Raw genomic sequence first — 20,190 nt, 5'->3', positions numbered from 1 at the left:
GAGCGGTCAGAGCGCTTCGGCTGCCTTGGGATCGTTTGGCCGGCAGAGGTTCTCGGGGCTCAGGATGCGGGCCAGGGTCTCCTCGTCCAGCAGCGCTGAGCGCCGTACCAGCTCCGGGATGGACGCGCCGGTGGCGATGGCCTCGGTGACGAGCGCGGTGGCGGCCTCGTAGCCGAGCACAGGATTGAGCGCCGTGGCGATGCTGGCCGACCGCAGCACGGTGTCACGCATGTGCTCGACATTGGCGGTGATGCCCTGGATGCATCGCGCACCGAGGACGTCGACGGCGGCGGTGAGGTGGTTCAGCGACGACAGCAGGGCCCGCGCGATGATGGGCTCGAAGGCGTTGAGTTGCAGCTGCCCGGCCTCGGCGGCCATGGTGACCGTGAGGTCGTTGCCGATGACCTCGAACGCCACCTGGTTGACGACTTCCGGGATCACCGGGTTGACCTTGCCCGGCATGATGCTCGAACCGGCTTGCACGGCAGGCAGGTTGATCTCGCCCAGCCCGGCCCGTGGCCCTGAGGACAGCAGCCGCAGATCGTTGCAGATCTTCGACAGCTTCACCGCGGCCCGCTTGGTGACTCCGGAGAGCTGCACGAAGGCCCCGACATCCGAGGTCGCTTCGACCAGGTTCCCGGCGGTGCTCAGCGGCAGACCGGTCAGCGCCCGCAGCCGTTCACACACCAGCGCCGCGTACTGGGGGTGCGTGTTGAGGCCCGTACCGATGGCCGTGCCGCCCAGGTTGATCTCGGCGATCAGTGCCAACGCCTCTTCGAGCCGGTCGGCATCCTCGCCGATGGTGATGGCGTACGCACCGAACTCCTGGCCGAGCGTCATCGGTACGGCGTCCTGCAACTGCGTGCGACCGAGCTTGAGCATGTCGGCGAATTCGATGGATTTGGCGGTGCAGTGCTCGGCGAGCCCGCGTAGCGCCCGCTCCAGGGAGCGGGCGGCCATCCCGAGTGCGACCTTGACGGCGGTGGGGTAGACGTCGTTGGTGCTCTGCCCCAGGTTGACGTGCTCGAGCGGATGCAGGTAGCGGTACTCGCCGCGTTGGTGACCGAGAATCTCCAGGGCGCGGTTGGCGATCACCTCGTTGGCGTTCATGTTGGTCGACGTCCCGGCGCCGCCCTGGATCTGGTCGACGACGAACTGGTCGTGCAGGGCCCCGCCGCGGATTTCGGCGCACGCCGCGATGATAGCTTCGGCGATTTCGTCGTCGAGCTGCCCGAGCTGCTGATTGGCCTGTGCCGCAGCCTGTTTCACCGCAGCCAGCGCCACCACCAGATCGGGGTTGCGGGAGATGGGCACGCCGCTGATGGGAAAGTTCTCCAGCGCGCGGGCGGTGTGCACGCCGTAGTAGACGTCGGCGGGGACGTCCTTGTCGCCGAGTAGGTCGTGCTCAGTGCGGGTCGGGGTGTGCATGGTTCATCTTCCAACGAGCAGCCGGTGCCGGATGGCGGTTTGGACCGCGGCGTCGACGACGGTGCCCGCCAGGGCGAGCGCGCCCTGCGCGATGGCGGTTTCGGCTGCGGGGGTGATGGTGGCGGCGGCGAACTCGGGTTGATGGTTGACCGCGGGCAGTGAGTCGATGCCGATGTAGGGGTGGATGGCCGGCAGGGTCTGCGAGACGTTACCCATGTCGGTCGACGCCCGCGCCATCATCGTGTCCGGGCCCGTTGCGAAGTGCCTGCCCGCCGCGGTCGCGCGGCGCTCGTAGCAGGCGAGCAGATCGTCGTCGGTCCGGAACTCCGCGTACGGCTTGGATTCCGGTGTCACCGTGAGTTCGGCACCCGAGGCCAGGGCGCCGGCTTCGAAGCAGCGCATCACCCTGGGTTCGACTTCGGCCAGCTGGGCGAGTGTCTCGGCCCGCACATACCAGCGGCCCTCGGTGTGTTCGGCGATCGCGTTCGGGGCCTCCCCGCCCCGGGTCATCATGCCGTGCACCCGTACCGATGACGGCAACTGCTGGCGCAGCAGGCCGATCGCCACCTGGGCGATGGTGAACGCGTCGGCCGCGTTGATGCCACGTTCGGGGTACGCCGCCGCATGCGACGACTTGCCGTGGTAGGAGATGTGGCTGTGCGACACGGCAAATGGCTGGGCCCGCGCCACGTCGACCGGGCCCGGGTGCACCATCGCCGCGGCGTGCAGTCCGTCGAAGCCGTTGCGTTCCAGCAGTTCGATCTTGCCGCCGCCGCCTTCTTCGGCCGGGGTGCCGATCACCGACAGGGTCAGGCCCAGATCGTCGACGGCCGGCGCCAGGGCCAGTGCCGCCCCGACGGTGATCGCGGAGATCAGGTTGTGCCCGCACGCATGACCGAGCCCGGGCAGTGCGTCGTATTCGGCGCACAGGGCGATGTGCAGGTCGCCGCTGCCGATCCGCGCCGCGAACGCGGTGTCCAGGCCACAGTACTTCTCGGTGACGTCAAACCCGTTGTCCGCCAACGGCCCGGCGACGCGTCCGGCCGAGCGGACCTCTTCCCAGGCGATTTCGGGATGGTCGTAGAGGTCGCGGGACAGCTCGATCAGCCGCGGGTGGGCTGCGGCCACACCCGCGGCGACGACGGCGTCGACGGTGGTCACTGGTCCCCCGGGACTCCGTAGGACGGTGCCTGCGTCGGGTCGACGCCGCGTACCCGGTAATCGTTTTTCTGCGGCTGCCACAGCGTCCACAACGCGGCCAGATCCCCGATGGGATCGTCGGCGTGGTCAACCCGGAGGTCGGTCACCGGCCACGGAACATCTTCCACCACAAGCATTCCGGCGGAGTGCACGGGCCCTGCTTCGCCACCGGCCGCGAGTGCGGCACGCAGGCCGTCGAGCAGTCTTTCCTCGAAGGCCGCGGCGGTGCTGCCGGAATAGCCGTTGAGCAGTTCGGCGATCACCTTGGTGTCGGCGAGCAGGTTGCCCGCCGCCACGGCCTGATCACCCTCGAGGTGGGTGTGCACGCCGAGGCTGTTGGGGCCGGAGTGCACGGCGGTGTTGCCCTTGGCATCGACGACGGTCAGCTGACGGTAATCGGGAAATTTCTCTTGTGCCAGTGCGGCTTTGAGCGCTGCGTCGGCATCGTGGCCATCGGCGAGCGAATCGAGCACGTGGGGGCCGAGTGCGGGGTTGGTGACGTTCTGCGACGCGACCACCCCGACGCCGGCCCGGACGTGGGCGCAGCGCGATGCCACCGCGGGGCTCGACGACGAGATCACGATGCCGAAGGCGCCGGTGCCAGGATCGCGGGCGACAAGGGAGAACGTCATTTCGCCTCCCCGGAGATCACCGCGGTGGCGTCGATCTCGACGAGCCACTCGGGCCGGGCGAGAGCTTCGACCACCAGGCCCGTCGACACCGGGAACACGCCCTTGAGCCAGCGGCCCATGACCCGGTACACGGTTTCGCGATAGCGGATGTCGGTGAGGTACACGGTGACCTTGACTATGTCGCGCAGTGAGCTGCCCGCCTCGTCGAGCAGCATCGCGATGTTGCTCATCGCTTTCTCGGTCTGTGCTTCGACGTCGCCGATGCCGACCGATTCCCGGGTCTCGAGATCCTGGCCGATCTGGCCACGCAGGTACACCACCCCACCGGCGACGACGGCCTGGCACAGGTCGTTGTCGAGGTTCTGTTCGGGATAGGTGTCCTTGGTGTTGAAGGGCCGGATCCGGGTGTGGGTCGGTGTTGTGGTGTCGGTCATGACCACTGTCCTCTTTCCTCTTCAGGTCTGGTCGGCGGCTTTGTAGGCGAGGTAGCTGCGCTGGATCGCGATCTGGTCGGCGAGGTACTTGGCGTCGTGCCAGACACCCCAGATGAAGCTCGAACCGCGGCGGGACTGCCACGGAAGTCCCAGGAAGTACACGCCGGGTTCCGCGGAGACGCCGCGCTGGTGTCTGGGTTTGCCGTTCTCGTCGAACGCGTCGACTTGCAGCCAGCCGTAGTCGAACGCGAAGCCGACGGCCCAGATGATCGATGTGATGCCTGCGGCGGCGAAGTCCAGCTCGAGGGTGGGATGGGTCATGCAGTCCGGGTCGGGACCGAGAATCCGGGCCTGCGGTTCCTCGGGCAGGTCAAGACCGTTGCGTGCCACGTAGGCGTCGGCCTCGTCGAGCATCGACAGGTAGTTTGCGTCGCCGGCTTCGATGTTGTCCCGCAGATCGGGGGCGAAGCGCATGACACCGTTTTCGAACGCGCCGGCCATCCCGAGAAGCGTGATGCCGTTTGCGGCCAGCGACCGGAAATCGACGGTGTGCCCGCCGTGCGCGCCGCTGACGGCGATGGTCACGTGCTCGGCGCCCCGTGGCGGAGCCGCCATGTCCCACTTGCCGAGAACGCCGAGCCACCAGCAGAAGTCGCGGTTGCGGTAGCTGCGTGGCGGCCGGTCGTGCGGCCCGACGGCGAGGTAGACCTGCCGGCCCGACTGCTGCAGCTCGTCGGCGATCTGCACACCTGACGATCCGGCGCCGATAACCAACACAGCGCCGTCCGGCAGCTGCTGCGGATTGTGATAGGAGCTCGAGTGAATCTGATGGATGCCTGCGCTCTGCGGAACGACCGGCGGGATGACCGGCTTCTGGAAGGCACCGGTGGCCGCCACGACGTAGCGGGCCTCGATGGTGCCGTCCGAGGTCTGGGCCGTGAAGCCGGGCCTGCCGTCGTTCTTCCGCACCGACGTCACCTCGACGCCGGTACGGATCGGGGCGTCGATCTTCTCGGCGTAGGAGACAAGGTAGTCGGCCACCTGCTCCTTGCCCGCGAACCCGTCGGGGTCGATGTCGAACTCCTGGCCGGGGAAGCGGTCATGCCAGGCGGGCCCGTTGGCCACCAGGGAGTCCCACCGCCACGACCGCCAGCGTTCGGCCACCCGGTCACGCTCGACGACGAGGTGCGGAACGCCCTGCAAGCCGAGGTGCTCGCTCATCGCGATACCGGCTTGACCCGCGCCGACGACGAGAACCTCGGTCTCTTGGCTCGACATCCCAACCTCCACTGCTCGGACAGAATCGCTCGTTGGAAACCATGATTCAGCCGCGTGCTGTATCTGTACAGCGCATATATTCGATCCAATTCATCTGAAAAACCGATCCGTGGTGAAGCGGCGCGATCCGTGCGCGGGTAACGGTTCACCCGCCCGTCACCACCCGTTCGACGTGGCGCACAGCGCCGGGGCGCGGTTTGGACCACCATCTTCAGATGTGGGCACGAGACGTTTGACAGCACCCGGCGAGACTCCCGATACCGGGGTCCCGACGGCGTTGGCCGCCAGCATGACGATGGCCGAGCAATACGACTGGCATCAGGACTATCTTCGCAGGCACCGGGTGTCGCGACGGAACTTTCTGCGCGGGTCGGCAGCACTGGCGGCCGTCGCCGGCCTGGGTGTTTCCCCGTTCGGTCATCGCGCGTACGCCGCCGACGCCCCGCTGACGGTCGCCAACCGCCGGATGGGCTACGGCTCGGACGCCGCGAGCCAACTACGGTTCGCCGCGCAGCTCTCGCGCAGTCCGGGCGGCGTCAAGGTCTTCGTCGACCACGGTCCCACTCCGGCGCTCGGAGCGACGACCGAGGCCGAAGTCCGCAATCTCGTGACCCAGATCCCGGACAGTCGTGGTGGTGTGCTTGCCGCCGAGCAGTTCTACGCCCACGTGCCGGTCGACGGGCTGCCGGGACGGGCGCCGCACTTCTACCAGTGGCGTACCGAAGACGGCTTCGTCAGCGACGTGCTGTCCGCATCGACCGCGATGCCCAGTTCGCGCGATGCGCTGGTGCCCTTCAGGTTCACCATGCTCGGCGACCAGGGCACCGACGACACACCGGCATTGCCGCCGGGCCTCAAGCCCGGCGACTACGACGACCAGTACTACAAGCCCGACAACGATCCGACGGTGTCTCACACCGCCAACGTGCTGAACCAGGTCATCGCATCGCGGCCGGATTTCCATGTGCTGGCAGGGGATATCGCCTACGCCGATCCCTCCGGCGCGGGTAAACCGGGGACCTTCGTGCCGTCGGGTGGAGGCAACCCGCCGTCGGGATTCGACAAGTTCAATCCCTTCGTGTGGGACGTCTACTTCGGGTCGATCGAGCGCAGCGCCGCCACGACACCGTGGATGTTCGCCACCGGCAACCACGACATGGAAGCCAGCTACCCGGTCCACGGCTACGCCGGGCACCTGGCCCGGCTCGACTTTCCGGGCAACGGCCCCAAGGCCTGTCCTTCGGTGTACTCGTTCGTGTACGGCAACGTCGCCGTGCTGTCACTGGACGCCAACGACGTCAGCTACGAGATCAAGGCGAACACCGGCTATTCGGGCGGTGCCCAGAACAGCTGGGTGGAACGCACATTGGCCGCGCACCGAGCCGATCCCAACATCGACTTCATCGTCTGCTTCTTCCATCACTGCGCCTATTCGACGACGGATTCGCACGCCAGCGACGGCGGAGTCCGCGCCGCCTGGGTCGCCTTGTTCGACCGCTACCGCGTGGATCTGGTGCTGCAGGGCCACAACCACGTGTTCGAGCGGACCGACCCGATTCGCGGCGGCCGCCCGACGCGGGCCGCCGAGGACAACGCTGTCGTCTATCCCGACACCGACGGGACGGTGTACTACACGGTCGGCTCGGGCGGGCGGCCGCGCTACAACTTCCAGCCCGGCGAGGCGGAGAGCTATCGCGGGCACGCGATAGCCGACACCTACGTCCCCAACAGCTACGTCTGGGATGCCAACGGAGACAAGCAACCCGAGGGTGTCGCGTGGTCACGTGTGCGGTTCCGCAACTACGCGTTCATCCGCGTCGACGTCCGGCCCGGGACGTTCGTCAGCGAGATGGACGTGGTCGCGGTCGACGAATACGGCAACGAACTCGACAAACTGACCTACCGCAGGCAGCCGTCGTAGCCTCGGGCCTATGACGAAACTGACCCCACCCTCGGCAAGCGGCATCGCGAGATTCGGTCGGGCAGCGTGGTTCTTCGGCAATGCCTACGAGGCCGTCGTCGGTGTGCCCCAGCTGATCGCCGGCGCGAGCCACCGCAGCCCCGGAATCATCGGGTCCGGCAGCCCGGCGCCGTACTACGCGCCCATCACCCCGGCCGCCATGGGCGGAACGTCGGTGGTGCTGCGCCGCGGATGGCAGGGCGGGGCCGATCACCGAACCGTCGTGGCCGCGGCCGCATCGCTGGCGGGCGCGCTCGGCCTGAGCACACTACCTCATTCGGGGCATCAACATCCCACTGCTCAAAGGCGAGATCGCTCCGGAGGTGCAATCGCACCTGATTGCGCGCTGGCATCGGCTCAACCTGGTGCGCCTCGGTTTGCTCATGGTCACCGAGGCGCTGGTTCGCCGGATCGAACCCGCTGCCTCCGCGCGTTAGAGCCCGGCCAACTGCGGCAGCGTCAGGTGCGCGATCAGGAAGTAGATGAGCAGGCCGGTGCCGTCGACGATGGTGGCGATCATCGGTGCCGAGCTTCCCGGTAGCTCGGCGTCCTCGGTGACCTTGAGGTCGAGGATTCGGCGGTGCCCGCTGGACCGGATCTTGCCGCGCATTGGTTGACCTGCTCACGGGACAGCTCCTCGGCCGCCGCGGAACTCTCGGCGGAGTCTATGACGTCGAGGCTGGCGGTCTGATAGCTAGAGGAAAGTCGTTCCGACTTTTCGCCCAGGGGTGTTGGAAGTCATCTCCGTGTCATCGAGGACTATCGAGCCCGATACGATGACGTACTTGACGCCTTCGGCAAGCAACCGAGGGCGTTCGTAGGTCGCTGGCGCGCGTACCGTCTGTGCGTCGAAGACTGTGATGTCCGCGATCATCCCGTCAGCTATCAATCCCCGGCCGGTGAGTCCTAGCCGTTGGGCTGGATACGACGTCATTTTTCTGATTGCCTCGGGGAGGGTCAGAAGGTTCTCCTCTCGGACGAAATCACCAAGTACGCGTGGGAAGGACCCGTACACCCTCGGGCTTGGAGCCAATGCGGTTGTCACAGCATCACTCGCGATCATTCCGAGCGGATGGCATACAAAGCGCCACAGTGTCATTGGGTCAGCGCTGGTGCGTGTAAACGATGCTGTCGGATTTTCGGCAACTAGGTCGCAGATGGCTTCGGCAGGGCTGACGCCGAGCGCCGCGACGATTTCCGATAGGTACCTGCCCTCGAATGCGGTGTGGCCGGTGGCGGTTAGGCCGCCGATCCGGATGTCGGAGTACGGCTTACTAACGTCGTATTGTGCGGTGGCTCCCTCGTCGAGTTCTGCGGCCAGGCGTAGGCGTACATCGGGGTCGTGCAGTCGGGAACAAGTAGCCGAATAGCCGTCGCGCTGTATCCATTCCGGCAGAAGGAGCGCGAGCCTGCTGCCTCCCCACTGGTAGGGGTAACTATCAAATGTAACGTCTATGCCTTCTGCCCTGGCGTTATCAATAAGGTCCAGAAGACCTTTGGCGCCGCCACCATCGGGCCGAGCGACGCGCGAGAAATGGGTGATATGGACGGGAACACCCGATTCTCGTCCGATCTGCAAGGCTTCTATGAAGGGGTCGAGATACTGGTCGCCCTTTCGGTACCGCACGTGCGTGTGGTAGACGCCACCCATCTCCGTGACGACGCGAGCAAGCTCGATGAGTTCCTGGGTGTCAGCGTGACAACCAGGTGGATAGTCGAGCCCTGTCGACATGCCCAGGGCGCCATCGTGCATGGCACTGCGCAGAATTGCTTGCATGTTTCGGATTTCGCGCCGACTTGCTGGCTGATTGCCCCAGCCGACAGCTGAAACACGCAGGGCTGTATTGCCTACAAAGGTGCCCACGTTGACTACCGAGCGGCGGTCGAATCTGTCGAGATACTCGCCGACAGTCCTCCACGTGTACTCGATTCCGGGATATCCGCCGATTCCCGCATTCTGGGCGACAAACGACTTCAAACTGTCCAAGTCATTGAAGGGTGCATAAGATAATCCGTCCACTCCGAGGATCTCGGTGGTCACGCCTTGTCGAATTTTGAAGTCGGGATTTGGCGTGTCAAGCAGGAGCAGATCTGAGTGGGAGTGGATGTCGATGAACCCGGGCGCGATAGTAAGACCACTTGCGTCGATAGTTCTGTCGGCCTTTATGTGTTCAGTCGAGCCGCGCACAATTCTCATGTGGCCGTCCCTGACGTAGACCGCTGCCCGGTATCCGGGATTCCCGGTTCCATCTACGATCAAGCCCGAGTGGATCAGCAAGGTCGGACTGCTCGGCATGTGACTCCAATCACTGTGTGGGTGTCTGAGCTGTCAGTTGCAGTTGACTGATGGTGAATCTCGAAGTACTGCTGCGATTTCCGTTGAGAAGTTGCTGCCGGTGAAAATCGTGCCGACGCGCCCACTGCGAAGCTCAGGATTCTCAATTAATGCTGCAATCCCGACGGCAGCCGCCGGCTCCAGTAACAGGCCTGCCAGGTCGCGGATCAACATCAGCGCCCTCAGGATGCTGGACTCACTCACTTTCACCACGAGGTCGACGGTTTCCTTCATCCAGTCCAGTGCGGCCGGGACCGGTACACGAATCGCGATGCCATCGGCAATAGTCGATACGGGAGCACAGACTTGGGCGCCTTGCTCCCAACTCAGCGCCATGGACGGAGCCGATCCCGCGACAACACCAATCACTCGAGTCTTCGGCGAGTGGGCTTTGAACCAGGCTCCTACACCAGATACCAATGCGCCGTTGCCAACCGGAACGAGGAGCGTGTCAAGGTTCTCCCCAGCTAATTCGTAGCCGATGGTGCCTGCGCCCTCGCTGATCGCGGGATCCCGGCCATCCTCCACGAAGCGCGCACCGCTGTGTCGTTCCGCAAACTCCCGCGCGGCGTCCTTGGCTGCGTCGAAGTCGTGACCTTCAAGGGAGATCCGCGCCCCCAGTGCACGCATGCGGTCAATCTTGCGGGGATTGGCATTCTCGGCTGCAAACACTCGAACGTCGATTCCCCGTGCTGCTCCGGCCCAAGCGATCGCCTGTCCGAAGTTCCCGGCTGACGCAGTGACCACTGGTTGATTGGATTCGACCGATTTCATGAAGAAATCTGCGCCCCTGCCCTTGAAAGAACGGAGAACGTTCACGCTCTCGATCTTGATGAGGATGTCGGTCCCGAAATGCCTGGACAAGGAGGGATCCACATACTGGGGGGTTTGCCTAATGCATGAATCAATGGAGTGTGCGGCTTGTTCGATGTTGGCAAGATCAATCGAAGGAGTCATTCGCACATCGTATACGATCGACGAACTGAATGCCTAGGCGCTCCCACGGCTGACGACATTGCGACCACGGCGATACCGTTACTGGTCAACCGCTTCTTATGCGCCGCTGCGAGATTAGCGACGTTGTGCCACGGTCGGCAGGGACCTTTGAGCGCTCGCACTCGCACTGTCATGGAAGGGCCGAATCGCGTTGGGGAGCAGGTGGACAGGGCTGGGCGCCTATCGATCGAGATAGAGTCAGGTAGAGAAACATCCTGACTCCAATGTCCATCGCTGCGTCGTCGAAATCGAACTTGGGGTGGTGATGAGGTATCGAAGCGGCTCCTTGCGGCGTTCCCCCGACGAGAAAGAACAATCCTGGAACTTCCTTCTGGTACCAGGCGAAATCTTCTCCCGCCGTTGACATTCTGAGTTCTGGTGAGGGCTGGGTCAGATCGAGCGCGCTTAAGGCCTGTCGCCCGATCTCCGCAAGTTCAGGGTGATTCTCCACTGGCGGCGATCCCGCTATCTTCCGCACGCAGGCCGACCCCCCGTGCGCCGCCGCGATGGAACTGGCGAGCGTCTGTAGCCGTGCGAATATGTACTCGCGCGTTCTCTCATCGAACGCGCGCACTGTGCCGCGTAATGCGACACTGGCGGGGATGACGTTGTACTCAGTTCCGCCATCGATACCCGTAATCGAGATTACCGCTGAGTCTAGCGCGCTGATTTCGCGGGAGACAATGTGCTGTACATTCGAGACTATTTGCGCTGCCATGCAGATGGCGTCGGCTGACTCGTGGGGCATCGCGCCGTGGCCGCCGGTGCCTCGGACGGTAATGTCAAAATAGTCGCAGGAGGCCATTATTGGCCCCGCGCACACGTCGACGACACCCAGAGGAAAAGGCGTCCATACATGGTGCCCGATAATCATATCGGCGCCATCCAATACACCAGCGGCAATGATCTCGGGAGCCCCACTTGGTAGTGGTTCTTCTGCATGTTGGAAGAGGAAGCGAATCTCGCCACACAGGTCGGCGCAGTTATTAGAAAGGATGCCGGCAAGGGTAAGAACGACAGCCATGTGGCCATCGTGGCCGCAGGCATGCATGCTGCCATTCGTTGAGGCAAAAGACAGACCTGTTTCTTCAGCGATCGCTAAAGCGTCCATGTCCGCGCGGACGATTACGGTGGGACCCGCCCGTCCGGTACGCAGCGAGCCCAAGACGCTGGTTGTCGTCGGCCTGCATACCTCTAAACCAAGGGTACTGAGATAACGTTCGACGTACGCCGCGGTTTGGAACTCTCGGTAGGCCAGCTCGGGTATTTGGTGAAGAACGCGACGATGCCTTCTCACCTCTGCCATTTGCGATTGGCCGTAGAGGTCGGCTATGCGGCGAGCCAATGAAACTGACATAGTCATAATCTTCAGATGTTCCGCAAGTCGTCGTGACGCCGGTCGCGCAATGACCATGCGACGACGAATGAAATGAAACTCAAAGCCGTCAGGTAAACAGCAAACATAATGCCTGAACCGTTCTTGCTCAGTAATTCTAAGACGTACGGAGCGGTTCCACCAATGAGTGCAACAGCAACGGCATAAGGAAAGCCGAGTCCGGCTGCTCGAACCTCGGTAGGGAACATTTCCGACATGAGTGTTGGTGCTATCGATCCATAGAATGCGAAAATGAGCAGGCCCAAAGTCTGTATGGCGAACACCACGGCCGCACTGGGTGTAAACAAAAGGAACAGCGGTATCGCAGCTACCGTTGCGATTCCGTAGAACAGCAACGCCGACAATCGCCGTCCGAACCGGTCGGAGAATGCGCCAAAGAAGGGAAGTGCGATGCAAAATACTGCTTCAGCGATCAGAGTTGCGATATCGATCGCCCGGGATCCGCCCTCGTTCTGAACTTTGGCATAGCTGGGTAGATAAATGCCGAAGGTGTAGAACCAGGCTGTCGCCCCGGCGGTGATGCCGAAGACCTGCAGTGAGGCTCTCGGATGTAGTCGAATAGCGTCGAGGAGCCTAGGCTTTGCGATTTTCTCGCTATCCATGAAGACTTCCGACTCGGCGATGGATCTCCGCACCACGAAGCCGATGATCCCCAGGATTGCGCCGAGAATGAAGGGGATCCGCCACCCCCACGCGTGAATGTCGCCTGGTTGCAGCAACGATCTCAGTGCGAACGACGTAGCGACAGCCATCATTGTCCCGAGCGTGTCGGTGATGTAGTAGAAAGAAGAGTAGGTGCCCCGTTTCCCCGGGGGAGCGATCTCGGCCAGATATGTTGTGCCAGCACCAAATTCACCACCAGTCGACAGTCCCTGCATGACCCGCGCAACTACAAGCAGAAGTGGTGCCAGGACGCCTGCAGTCTCAGATGTCGGCGCTATGCCGATAATGAGAGAGCCGAGCGCCATCAAACTTATGGCCACAGCGAGTGATACGCGTCGCCCATATTGATCCGCGACCGCGGACAGCAGTAGCCCGCCAAGCGGGCGGAAGAAGAACCCAACCGCGAAGACTGCAAGCGTCTCCAATAGTGCAGTGACTCCAGCGGATTGGGGGAAAAACGCTTGCGCGAGGAGAGGAGAGAAGACAGCATAAATCGTCCAGTCATACCATTCCAGCGCGTTGCCGATCCCTATAGCAGCCAGGGATCTCCTGGCGGTCGACTGTTGTGTGTGTGATGTGCTGGCCGACGTTGACATTGAGGTCTCCTGGTCGCAGGTCTGGATACTTCGGCGGGCTGAGCGATGCACAAACGCAGCATGCGGCGCGATCCCGCGGTCTCACCGTTCGCCCGGCCGCCATGGTGAAGGCCAGAGCGTTCCTGTCGCGGGCATGTACGGAAGTGCGGCGGCAATGACAAGCTTGCCGATAAACGGTGAGTGCTCATCGTATACGATGACCGCTAGGTCGTAAAGATTAGTCGTTCGCTGTCTTAAGAGTGGTCTACCACCAGGCAGTGACGGTTCGTGGTTCGTCGAAGGGATATCCTGAGCGCGAACCTCGCTGGTGCATCAGGCCGCGCAGCGTGTCAGCTCAACCAATCCAAAAGCTGCTCCTGGCCATTGCGCCAGTGCTGGTCCAGTATCCGGGCTGCCTGGTCCGGCGAGCGATCTTCTAGCGCAGCGATGATCTGTCCGTGTTGGTCGTCCGCGTTATCTCGTGATGGCATTTCCCGCATAAATGTCAGCTCGTAGCGGGACAAGTTGATTCGCAGTTGCCCGATCATTTCGACGAGGTGCTCATTGCCACCGGCGGCAACCAGCGTGCGATGAAACTTGGTGTCGAGTCGCCATCGCTCGATCCCGTCGCTGCAGCGCACGATCGCTGCAGCGGTGGATCGGAGTTCCTTCAGCATTGCCTTGCTGGGATTTGTTATTGACCGAGCGGCAAGGCCCTCCAGCGCCGCGAGGATGGGATACAACTCGACTACGTCGCGCCGATCGAGGGGTCGAACGGTGAAGCCTCGGGCCAATGATGATTGGAGTACACCTTCTGCCTGCAGGCGTAGCAGCGCCTCTCGAACCGGGGTTCGAGAAACCGCTAACATCCGGCTGAGGCTAGCTTCAGTCAACACCGAGCCCGGTGGATACTCGCCAGAACACAGCAACTCGATGATCCGGTCATAGACCGCCTCGCGCAGTGGTTCCGCACGCGCGATCGGCTCTGAATCAGGAAGTCTCATTCAAAGTCACCGACTACCTCAATCTCACAGCACATCGTCATTTGCTGGCTATCGTATACAGCCGCTCACCGCCTTCGACATCGCGCCGACCTGCCTGCTGCGTTCGGCAGGGCCCGCCGAACGCAGCCACTCCTGTATCGCCTCCGGCGAGTCCAGCGCACTGGCGCGCAACGGCAGGGTGCTCAGGACACCCAGATCGACACCGGATCGCGTCATGGCACTCCTCCGCTGAGCATCGGTCGTGATCCCGCTAATGCACGGCGACGTCACTATAGGCTGCGGTGGTCGGCGCAATCAGCTCAAACGGGATGAGCGCGCGCCCGCGAACCACTTTCACAGTGTGACGGCAGGTTGGAGGGAGAAGTCATGAAGATCGGTATCGTCATCGGGTCGATTCGCGAGGGCCGCAACGGCAAGGCCGTCGGCGACTGGGTCGCCAAAAGTGCCGCGCAGCGCGCCGATGCGGATTTCGAGGTCCTGGATCTCAAGGAGTTCGACGTTCCCTTGCTGACCTCGGCGACCGTACCGGCAACGGCGCAGAAGCAATACGATTCGCCGAATGTCACGCGTTGGAGTCAGGCGATCGACTCGTGTGACGGCTTCATCTTCGTCACCCCCGAGTACAACCACGGGGTCCCCGGTGCGCTGAAGAACGCCGTCGACAGCCTCGGCTCCGAATGGTTCCAGAAGACCATCGCGTTCGTGTCCTACGGTGCCGACGGCGGTGTCCGCGCCGTCGAGCACTGGCGGCAGATCGTTGCGAACTTCCAGATGCTCGATGTCCGCGCACAGGTGGCACTGTCCCTGTTCCAGGACTTCGGTGCTGACGGGTTCGCGCCGCTGGAACGACGCGACGGCGAATTGAGCGTCCTGTTCGACCAGCTGATCACCTTGACCGGCAAGGTGATTGCGTAACTGACCGCCCCTTACGCGGGTGTGCAGACAACGGCCAGCGCGTCGTTGACCGCGTCGACCCCGTCACCGCCGAGCCGCTCGGCGAGGCGGCCGCGCAGCTCATCGCGGGCCGACGCGGTGAGGGTCAGGTGGTTGGAATACGTGAACACCAGATTCAGCCAGTCCTCGGTGGTGTAGTGCAACTGCTCGACGACACTGCGGGTATCCACGGTGAAGCCGCCGTCTTCGATGAGCGCGGTCACCTCGGCCAGGCGGGTGGCGTCGACGATCGAACTCCGGGCCTCACCGAGATAGTCGCTGTAGATGTCGTCCATATCGGCCCACGTCGGCGACTTCGGCACGATCCGGTTGGACAACAGCACGAGACGCCCACCGGGATTGAGGATGCCGCGCACCTTGGCCAGCGCGGGCCGGGGCTGGACCCAGTGAAACGACTGGGCGAACACCACCAAGTCGAATGTCCGGGCCTGCGGCTGCCAGTCCTCGAACGTGGCGAGCTCGGCGGTAACCCCTTTGGCGGCGGCGACGGCGGCCATGCGCTGATCGGGCTCGACGGCGAGAACCGTCGCGCCGGCCTGCATCAACTGGACCGATGAAATGCCGGTGCCCGCACCGACATCCAGTGTCGCCAGCCCGGGAGCGGTGATCAGATCGGCGATGAGCGCCTGCGGATACCGCGGCCGGTACCGGTCGTAATCGTCGGACGCCGCGCCGAATGATTCGGCCCGCCTGCGGTCAGCGTGCAGTTCCTCCATGTCGTCCAGCATGCCGGTTGTCTGCTGCGCGCCGGAGACCGCGTCCCGTAAACGCGACAAGCTGTCAGGAATCGAAGCCGTACGACGACCAGTTGCGCAGCACGCGTTCCCGTACCGCGTCGGGGAACGCATTGTCGAAATTTGCGGTGCTGCCCGAGGTGACACCGGCCAGCTGGGTCGGCTGCAGGCAACTGACGATTGCCTTGCCGCCGCGGCCCGCGGCGCGGTCGTCGGCGCTGAGGTACGGAACCAGTGGGATCCCCGGTGCGTCGTCGAAGCGGTACGTGCCGGTGGCCGGATGGTGCCGGGTTGCCAAAGCCCAAGCCACATCGGTGATATCGGTGACGTCGAGATCGTTGGCAACCAGCAGGATCTTCGGAACCAGCCACCCGACATGCGACGAGAAGAGCACGCCCGCAACGGCATCCACGAGTTCGGACTGGGTCGTAGGGTTACGCCGTAGCTCGTCCAGATCCACCGACAGCACGATCCAGCACGTGGCGGCCTCGTAGCTGCACCACGCCATGTCGATCGGAAGACCGTTCGAGCGCAACACATCCAGTGCGACCGCCGAGATCATGGTGCCCCAGATGGTGTGGTTCTCCTCGGGCGGAACGCCCGCCACACAGAACGGCAGGATCGGGTCATTGCGGTGAGTGATCGCTTCGACATGAAACACCGGTTGCTCGCGGGGATCGTCGAACTGATAGCCGTGGTACTCGCCCATCGGGCCTTCTGGGGCGGTCTCGTCCGGGCTGATGTACCCCTCGAGCACGATCTCGGCGTTGGCAGGCACGTAGAGGTCGTTGGTCTGTGCTCGGACCACGTCCACCGGGCGGCCCGCCAACGCGCCGACGTAGCCGTCTTCGTTGATGTGCTCGGGCAACGGCATACCGGCCGCCACCAGCGATGCCGGCGGAGCGCCGGCGACGAACGCCCACGGCGTGGGCCGGCCGCGCTCCTGCCACATGCGGTGGATCATGCCGAGATGCTGCTGGGGCATGGCCGGGCCGACGAGGGTGTTGCGGCTGTGCAGCATCGACCGCGAGATCGACCAGCTCGTCCACGACCCGTCCGGGGTTTGGACGATGTGGTATCCGTACGTCCCGAAATAGCGGCCGCCGTCCTGCTGGTGCAGCAACGGGACGGGGAACTGCTCCAGGTCGACGTCCGCTCCGGTCCGGATGTTCTCCTGGACCGCACCCTTGTCGACCACACGCGGGGCGATGGGCTCGGCGTGCATAGCGCGGACCAGATGCTCCACGATGTCCCGCGCGGTCGCGGTGGGCGCCAGGCCGATATGCGCTGCGACCCGGCCGAATTCGGTGCCCGGCCCAGACAACCCAGCGGGCGCCCCGAGTAGCCGGAATCCCGGTGCCGCACCGGTCAGGTTCTCGAAAAGGGGTGCAGGACTGCGGGTGTCATAGACCCGCCGAGTGATCGCGGCAGCCTCGAGGTGCGGGCTCACCTCGGTGCCGATCCGCACCGCGTCTTTTCGTTCGAGAAGCGTGGAGACGAAGTCCCGGAAATCCAGTGCTGGATCGCACAATGTCACTCGGCGTCCTCCGATCGGTTCGCGACGGCCAGCCGGTCCCTCGGTGATGTTTGGCCCACCCATCTGCCGGGATGTGGCATGTCGAGACCGAACTGATCGAGCACACGCGCCACGATGTAGTCCACGACATCCTCGATGGTCCGCGGGTTGTTGTAGAACGCGGGCACGGGCGGAAAGATGGTGGCGCCCATACGTGTCAGCTCCAGCATGTTCTCCAGGTGGACCGCCGACAGGGGCGCTTCCCGGGCGACCAGCACCAGTCGGCGACGCTCTTTGAGCGTGACGTCGCCGGCGCGCCCGATGAGCCCGTCGCCGTAGCCCGTGCGCAGCGCTGCGAGGGTCTTCATGCTGCAGGGGGCGATGACCATGCCGTCGACGCGGTAGGACCCGCTGGCAATGGCTGCGCCCTGATCGTCCGGCTTGTAGACAGTGTCGGCCATCGCCTCGACCGTCTTGACCGCCAGGCCGGTTTCCTGGGCGAGCGTGGTGCGGGCCCACCTGCTGATCACGAGGTGGGTTTCGACCTGCAGTTCGCGCAGCGCCTCGAGGAGCCGGACGCCGATCGGTGCCCCGGTCGCCCCGGTCATTGCGACGACGAGCTTCACCGTCCGCGTACCTCCCGAATCAGGGCTGTATTGCCACAGCGTCCGCCGGAGGCGGACGTCGTGCCCATGTTTCCAGATGGATTGCAACGATCCGGCAGGATCGCGGTGGCAACTACCGGGTGGTGTTCAGGCGCGAGAGAGCGGCGATGGTGAGGGCCTCGACTCCGGTCGACAGTGTGGGCTCGAGGACGGGTGCGAACAACGGCGAGTGGTTGGTGGGTACCGGCCGCCCGCTCTGTGCCGATTCGTCGTAGGTCTCCTGCGGATAGCCGCCCCAGAACCAGAACGCCGTCGGCGCACCCGCGGCGGTGCCGAATTGGCCGACATCCTCGCTTCCTGCCAGCGGCTGGGGATTCTCGATGACCCGCTCCGCGCCGAAGTGATCACGGAACACCGCGGCCAGTTGCTGCATGACGGGGTCATCGACGACCGTCACGGGGAAGCTGTGCGTGGTGGTCAGGGCGGGCTCCTTGCTGGCCCCGGACGCGGTCGCCTCGGCCTGGGCGATGCGGCTGATGGAGGCCAGGGTCTTGCTGCGCACGGTCTCGTCGAAGGTGCGGACGTTGATCCCGAGTTCGGCGTCATCGGGAATGATGTTGTCTTTCGCGCCGGCGTGCAGGTAGCCGACCGTGACGACGGCCGGGTCGAACGGCGACAGCTCCCGCGACACGATCGTCTGCAGCCGCTGCACGACGTTGGCGGCCATCACCACCGGATCGACGGTCGATTCGGGTTGGGAGCCGTGCCCGCCATGGCCGAACAGCTGCAGCTTCAGAGAGTCGGCAGCTGCCATGGCCACCCCGGTCTTGTAGGCGATGAACCCCGCGGGTATCGGCCCGACGTGCTGGCCGAGGACGACATCGGGAGTAGGGAAGCGGTCCAGGATGCCGTCGGCGATCATCGCCGCGGCTCCGCCACCGATCTCCTCGGCCGGTTGGAACACCGCGACCACGGTGCCCGACCAGTGCTGCTTGGTCTCGGTCAGCAACTGCAGCGTGCCGACGAGTGCAGTGGTGTGCATATCGTGCCCGCATGCGTGCATGACCGGGACGTCCTTGCCGTCCGGGTTGGTGGCCCGGGCCGTGCTCGCATACGGCAGGCCGGTCTGTTCTTGCACCGGTAGGGCGTCGAAATCCGCCCGCAGCCACACGACCTGCCCGGGCCCGTTGCGCAGCACGGCCACGACACCGGTGCCGCCCCGCCGACGCCTGAGGTCACCTCGAGGCCGAGCGGCGCGATCGCCTCCTGGACCTTCGCCGCCGTGCGGTGCTCCTGGAAGGACAGCTCGGGGTGCGCGTGCAAGTCGCGATAGAAATCGGCGAGGCCCGCTCCCAGCCGGTCGGCCCAGTCTTTCGGCAAATCGATCGTCATGTCGTCCTCCCGGTCGGTGCCCGACCATCGTAGGCCCCCAACCTGTGCGCCGACAGCGTGAATCGAGCCAACCGCCTACCGAAACACCATGCCCGGTAACCGGTTTCAGTGCTTCGCTCGATGGGCCACGATTGGCTGCGCGCGGCTCAGCCCGTCACGTCGCAGATCACGACGGGTATTTCACGAGCCGTCCGCTTCTGATAGTTCGCGTAACCCTGGTACGACGCGACGATCTTCGGCCACAGCTCGGCCCTCTCGTCGGGGGTGGCGGTGCGGGCGTGCACCTTTCGACGCTCCCCGTTGATCACCAACTCGGCATCAGGGTGGGCTTGCAGATTCCGGTACCAGTCAGGGTGGCGGTCGTCGCCGCCCTTCGAGGCCACGAGTACCACCCGCTTGCTGTCGTGCACCGGCGTCGTCAGATAGCAGGACCGTGGCTGACCGGACTTGCGCCCAACTGTGTGGAGTTCGACCAACGGCATTCCGAACGGTTGGGCCAGCAACCGTCTCCCGCTGACCGTGAGGACAAACCGGTGTGCGAGGTTCATCAGTTTGGCACCGCTGTCCTTGAGCGTATTGGTGTTCATCACGTGTTCTCATTCTGATAGAGGGCGCGTCTGAACCGAGCGTAGGTCGTGAGCCGCGCGGTCGCTTCCCATCGACATCCCGCCTGGCTTGCAGCTTCTGCACAGTGAATTATCAGAGATCGCAGGCTATTTGGATACCCGACCGGATGCCCGAGGTGCGCGTACGGTCACATCGGGGGTTCCTCGTGCAGATGGGAGATGGCGATGGAACATCGTCACCAGAATCGTCGCCGCGTCGTCGTCGCCGGCGGCGGCGTGCTTGTGGTGCTGGGCATGTTCACCGCGGCGTGCGGCGGGAAACAGGCACCGTCGGGTCCCACGACAACGACAACGACGACGACAACCACGACCACCACCACGCCTGCGCCGCCGCCCACGGGAGCTCCCGCGTCACCGACCGAGAAGAGCATCACTCCCGGCGGTGGAAACCTGTTCACGCCGACCGTGCTGGCACCGCCTGCACCGACCGAACCGCCTGGTGTACATCGCAATCACTGAACC

The 20,190-nt window shown here is 64.2% G+C and carries 18 protein-coding genes and 2 pseudogenes; 3 read left to right on the top strand and 17 right to left on the bottom strand.

Annotated elements, in window-relative coordinates; all coding sequences use genetic code 11:
- Positions 1–6: 6 nt before the first annotated feature.
- From RMCB_RS10865 to RMCB_RS10845, 5 genes are read right to left on the bottom strand one after another with little or no spacing between them, the layout of a single operon-like run.
- A complete protein-coding gene (locus RMCB_RS10865; protein ID WP_062828781.1) occupies positions 7–1,428 on the bottom strand; it encodes an aspartate ammonia-lyase in 1,422 nt (473 codons plus the stop codon).
- Between the two features lie 3 nt (positions 1,429–1,431).
- Complete coding sequence (locus tag RMCB_RS10860) at positions 1,432–2,589, bottom strand: M20 family metallopeptidase (protein WP_062828780.1); 1,158 nt, start codon at positions 2,587–2,589, stop codon at positions 1,432–1,434.
- Entirely contained in the window at positions 2,586–3,260 is a 675-nt protein-coding gene (locus RMCB_RS10855) for a DUF1028 domain-containing protein (protein ID WP_029370341.1), read from the bottom strand. The genes RMCB_RS10860 and RMCB_RS10855 overlap by 4 nt, the downstream gene beginning before the upstream one ends.
- Positions 3,257–3,694 carry a RidA family protein gene (locus RMCB_RS10850; RefSeq protein WP_029370342.1) on the bottom strand — a complete coding sequence of 146 codons (438 nt, stop codon included), beginning with the start codon at positions 3,692–3,694 and terminating at the stop codon, positions 3,257–3,259. Before RMCB_RS10850 ends, RMCB_RS10855 begins: the two co-directional genes overlap by 4 nt.
- 21 nt (positions 3,695–3,715) lie before the next feature.
- Positions 3,716–4,972 carry a flavin-containing monooxygenase gene (locus RMCB_RS10845; protein ID WP_029370343.1) on the bottom strand — a complete coding sequence of 419 codons (1,257 nt, stop codon included), beginning with the start codon at positions 4,970–4,972 and terminating at the stop codon, positions 3,716–3,718.
- A 289-nt stretch (positions 4,973–5,261) separates the two neighbouring features.
- Here RMCB_RS10845 and RMCB_RS10840 point away from each other — a divergent pair, with 289 nt between their 5' ends.
- Positions 5,262–6,893, top strand: coding sequence for a metallophosphoesterase (locus tag RMCB_RS10840; protein ID WP_234792078.1), 1,632 nt, complete (start codon positions 5,262–5,264; stop codon positions 6,891–6,893).
- Positions 6,894–7,365: 472 nt separating this feature from the next.
- Here the strand turns inward: RMCB_RS10840 and RMCB_RS36505 are convergent.
- The 7 genes and pseudogenes from RMCB_RS36505 to RMCB_RS36020 form a co-directional block, all read right to left on the bottom strand.
- Positions 7,366–7,461 (bottom strand): annotated as a pseudogene (locus RMCB_RS36505) (hypothetical protein); the annotation flags it as partial.
- A 165-nt stretch (positions 7,462–7,626) separates the two neighbouring features.
- Positions 7,627–9,228, bottom strand: a complete 1,602-nt coding sequence (locus RMCB_RS10835; protein WP_062828778.1) for an N-acyl-D-amino-acid deacylase family protein — start codon at positions 9,226–9,228, stop codon at positions 7,627–7,629.
- 33 nt (positions 9,229–9,261) lie between these two features.
- On the bottom strand, positions 9,262–10,224 hold the full coding sequence (locus RMCB_RS10830) for a threonine ammonia-lyase (RefSeq protein ID WP_062828777.1): 963 nt from the start codon (positions 10,222–10,224) through the stop codon (positions 9,262–9,264).
- Between the two features lie 169 nt (positions 10,225–10,393).
- Positions 10,394–11,620, bottom strand: a complete 1,227-nt coding sequence (locus RMCB_RS10825; protein ID WP_063979603.1) for an amidohydrolase — start codon at positions 11,618–11,620, stop codon at positions 10,394–10,396.
- A gap of 11 nt (positions 11,621–11,631) precedes the next feature.
- Positions 11,632–12,918 (bottom strand): MFS transporter, encoded by a 1,287-nt coding sequence (locus RMCB_RS10820; protein WP_062828775.1) that lies wholly within the window; start codon positions 12,916–12,918, stop codon positions 11,632–11,634.
- A gap of 329 nt (positions 12,919–13,247) precedes the next feature.
- Entirely contained in the window at positions 13,248–13,901 is a 654-nt protein-coding gene (locus RMCB_RS10815) for a GntR family transcriptional regulator (protein ID WP_062828774.1), read from the bottom strand.
- A 48-nt stretch (positions 13,902–13,949) separates the two neighbouring features.
- Positions 13,950–14,117, bottom strand: a complete 168-nt coding sequence (locus RMCB_RS36020; protein WP_165606274.1) for a hypothetical protein — start codon at positions 14,115–14,117, stop codon at positions 13,950–13,952.
- 150 nt (positions 14,118–14,267) lie between these two features.
- Between RMCB_RS36020 and RMCB_RS10810 the strand changes: the two genes are divergently transcribed.
- Positions 14,268–14,816 (top strand): NADPH-dependent FMN reductase, encoded by a 549-nt coding sequence (locus RMCB_RS10810; RefSeq protein ID WP_029370347.1) that lies wholly within the window; start codon positions 14,268–14,270, stop codon positions 14,814–14,816.
- An 11-nt stretch (positions 14,817–14,827) separates the two neighbouring features.
- Here RMCB_RS10810 and RMCB_RS10805 read toward each other — a convergent pair whose 3' ends face one another.
- The 5 genes and pseudogenes from RMCB_RS10805 to RMCB_RS10785 form a co-directional block, all read right to left on the bottom strand.
- Complete coding sequence (locus RMCB_RS10805) at positions 14,828–15,583, bottom strand: class I SAM-dependent methyltransferase (RefSeq protein ID WP_063979597.1); 756 nt, start codon at positions 15,581–15,583, stop codon at positions 14,828–14,830.
- A 52-nt stretch (positions 15,584–15,635) separates the two neighbouring features.
- Positions 15,636–17,126, bottom strand: a complete 1,491-nt coding sequence (locus tag RMCB_RS10800) for a UbiD family decarboxylase (protein WP_062828773.1) — start codon at positions 17,124–17,126, stop codon at positions 15,636–15,638.
- Positions 17,123–17,731, bottom strand: a complete 609-nt coding sequence (locus RMCB_RS10795) for a UbiX family flavin prenyltransferase (protein WP_201028268.1) — start codon at positions 17,729–17,731, stop codon at positions 17,123–17,125. Before RMCB_RS10795 ends, RMCB_RS10800 begins: the two co-directional genes overlap by 4 nt.
- A gap of 112 nt (positions 17,732–17,843) precedes the next feature.
- Positions 17,844–19,102 (bottom strand): annotated as a pseudogene (locus RMCB_RS10790) (amidohydrolase).
- 146 nt (positions 19,103–19,248) lie between these two features.
- The gene (locus RMCB_RS10785) at positions 19,249–19,689 is read right to left on the bottom strand and encodes a nitroreductase family deazaflavin-dependent oxidoreductase (RefSeq protein WP_062828771.1); all 441 of its coding nucleotides are present in this window, start codon (positions 19,687–19,689) and stop codon (positions 19,249–19,251) included.
- Between the two features lie 204 nt (positions 19,690–19,893).
- Here RMCB_RS10785 and RMCB_RS10780 point away from each other — a divergent pair, with 204 nt between their 5' ends.
- Entirely contained in the window at positions 19,894–20,187 is a 294-nt protein-coding gene (locus RMCB_RS10780) for a hypothetical protein (protein WP_062828921.1), read from the top strand.
- Positions 20,188–20,190 lie beyond the last annotated feature (3 nt).

It is taken from the genome of Mycolicibacterium brisbanense (genome assembly GCF_001570425.1).
In the GTDB taxonomy this organism is placed as follows: Bacteria; Actinomycetota; Actinomycetes; order Mycobacteriales; family Mycobacteriaceae; genus Mycobacterium; species Mycobacterium brisbanense.
This window is presented reverse-complemented; position numbering and strand designations above follow the sequence as displayed.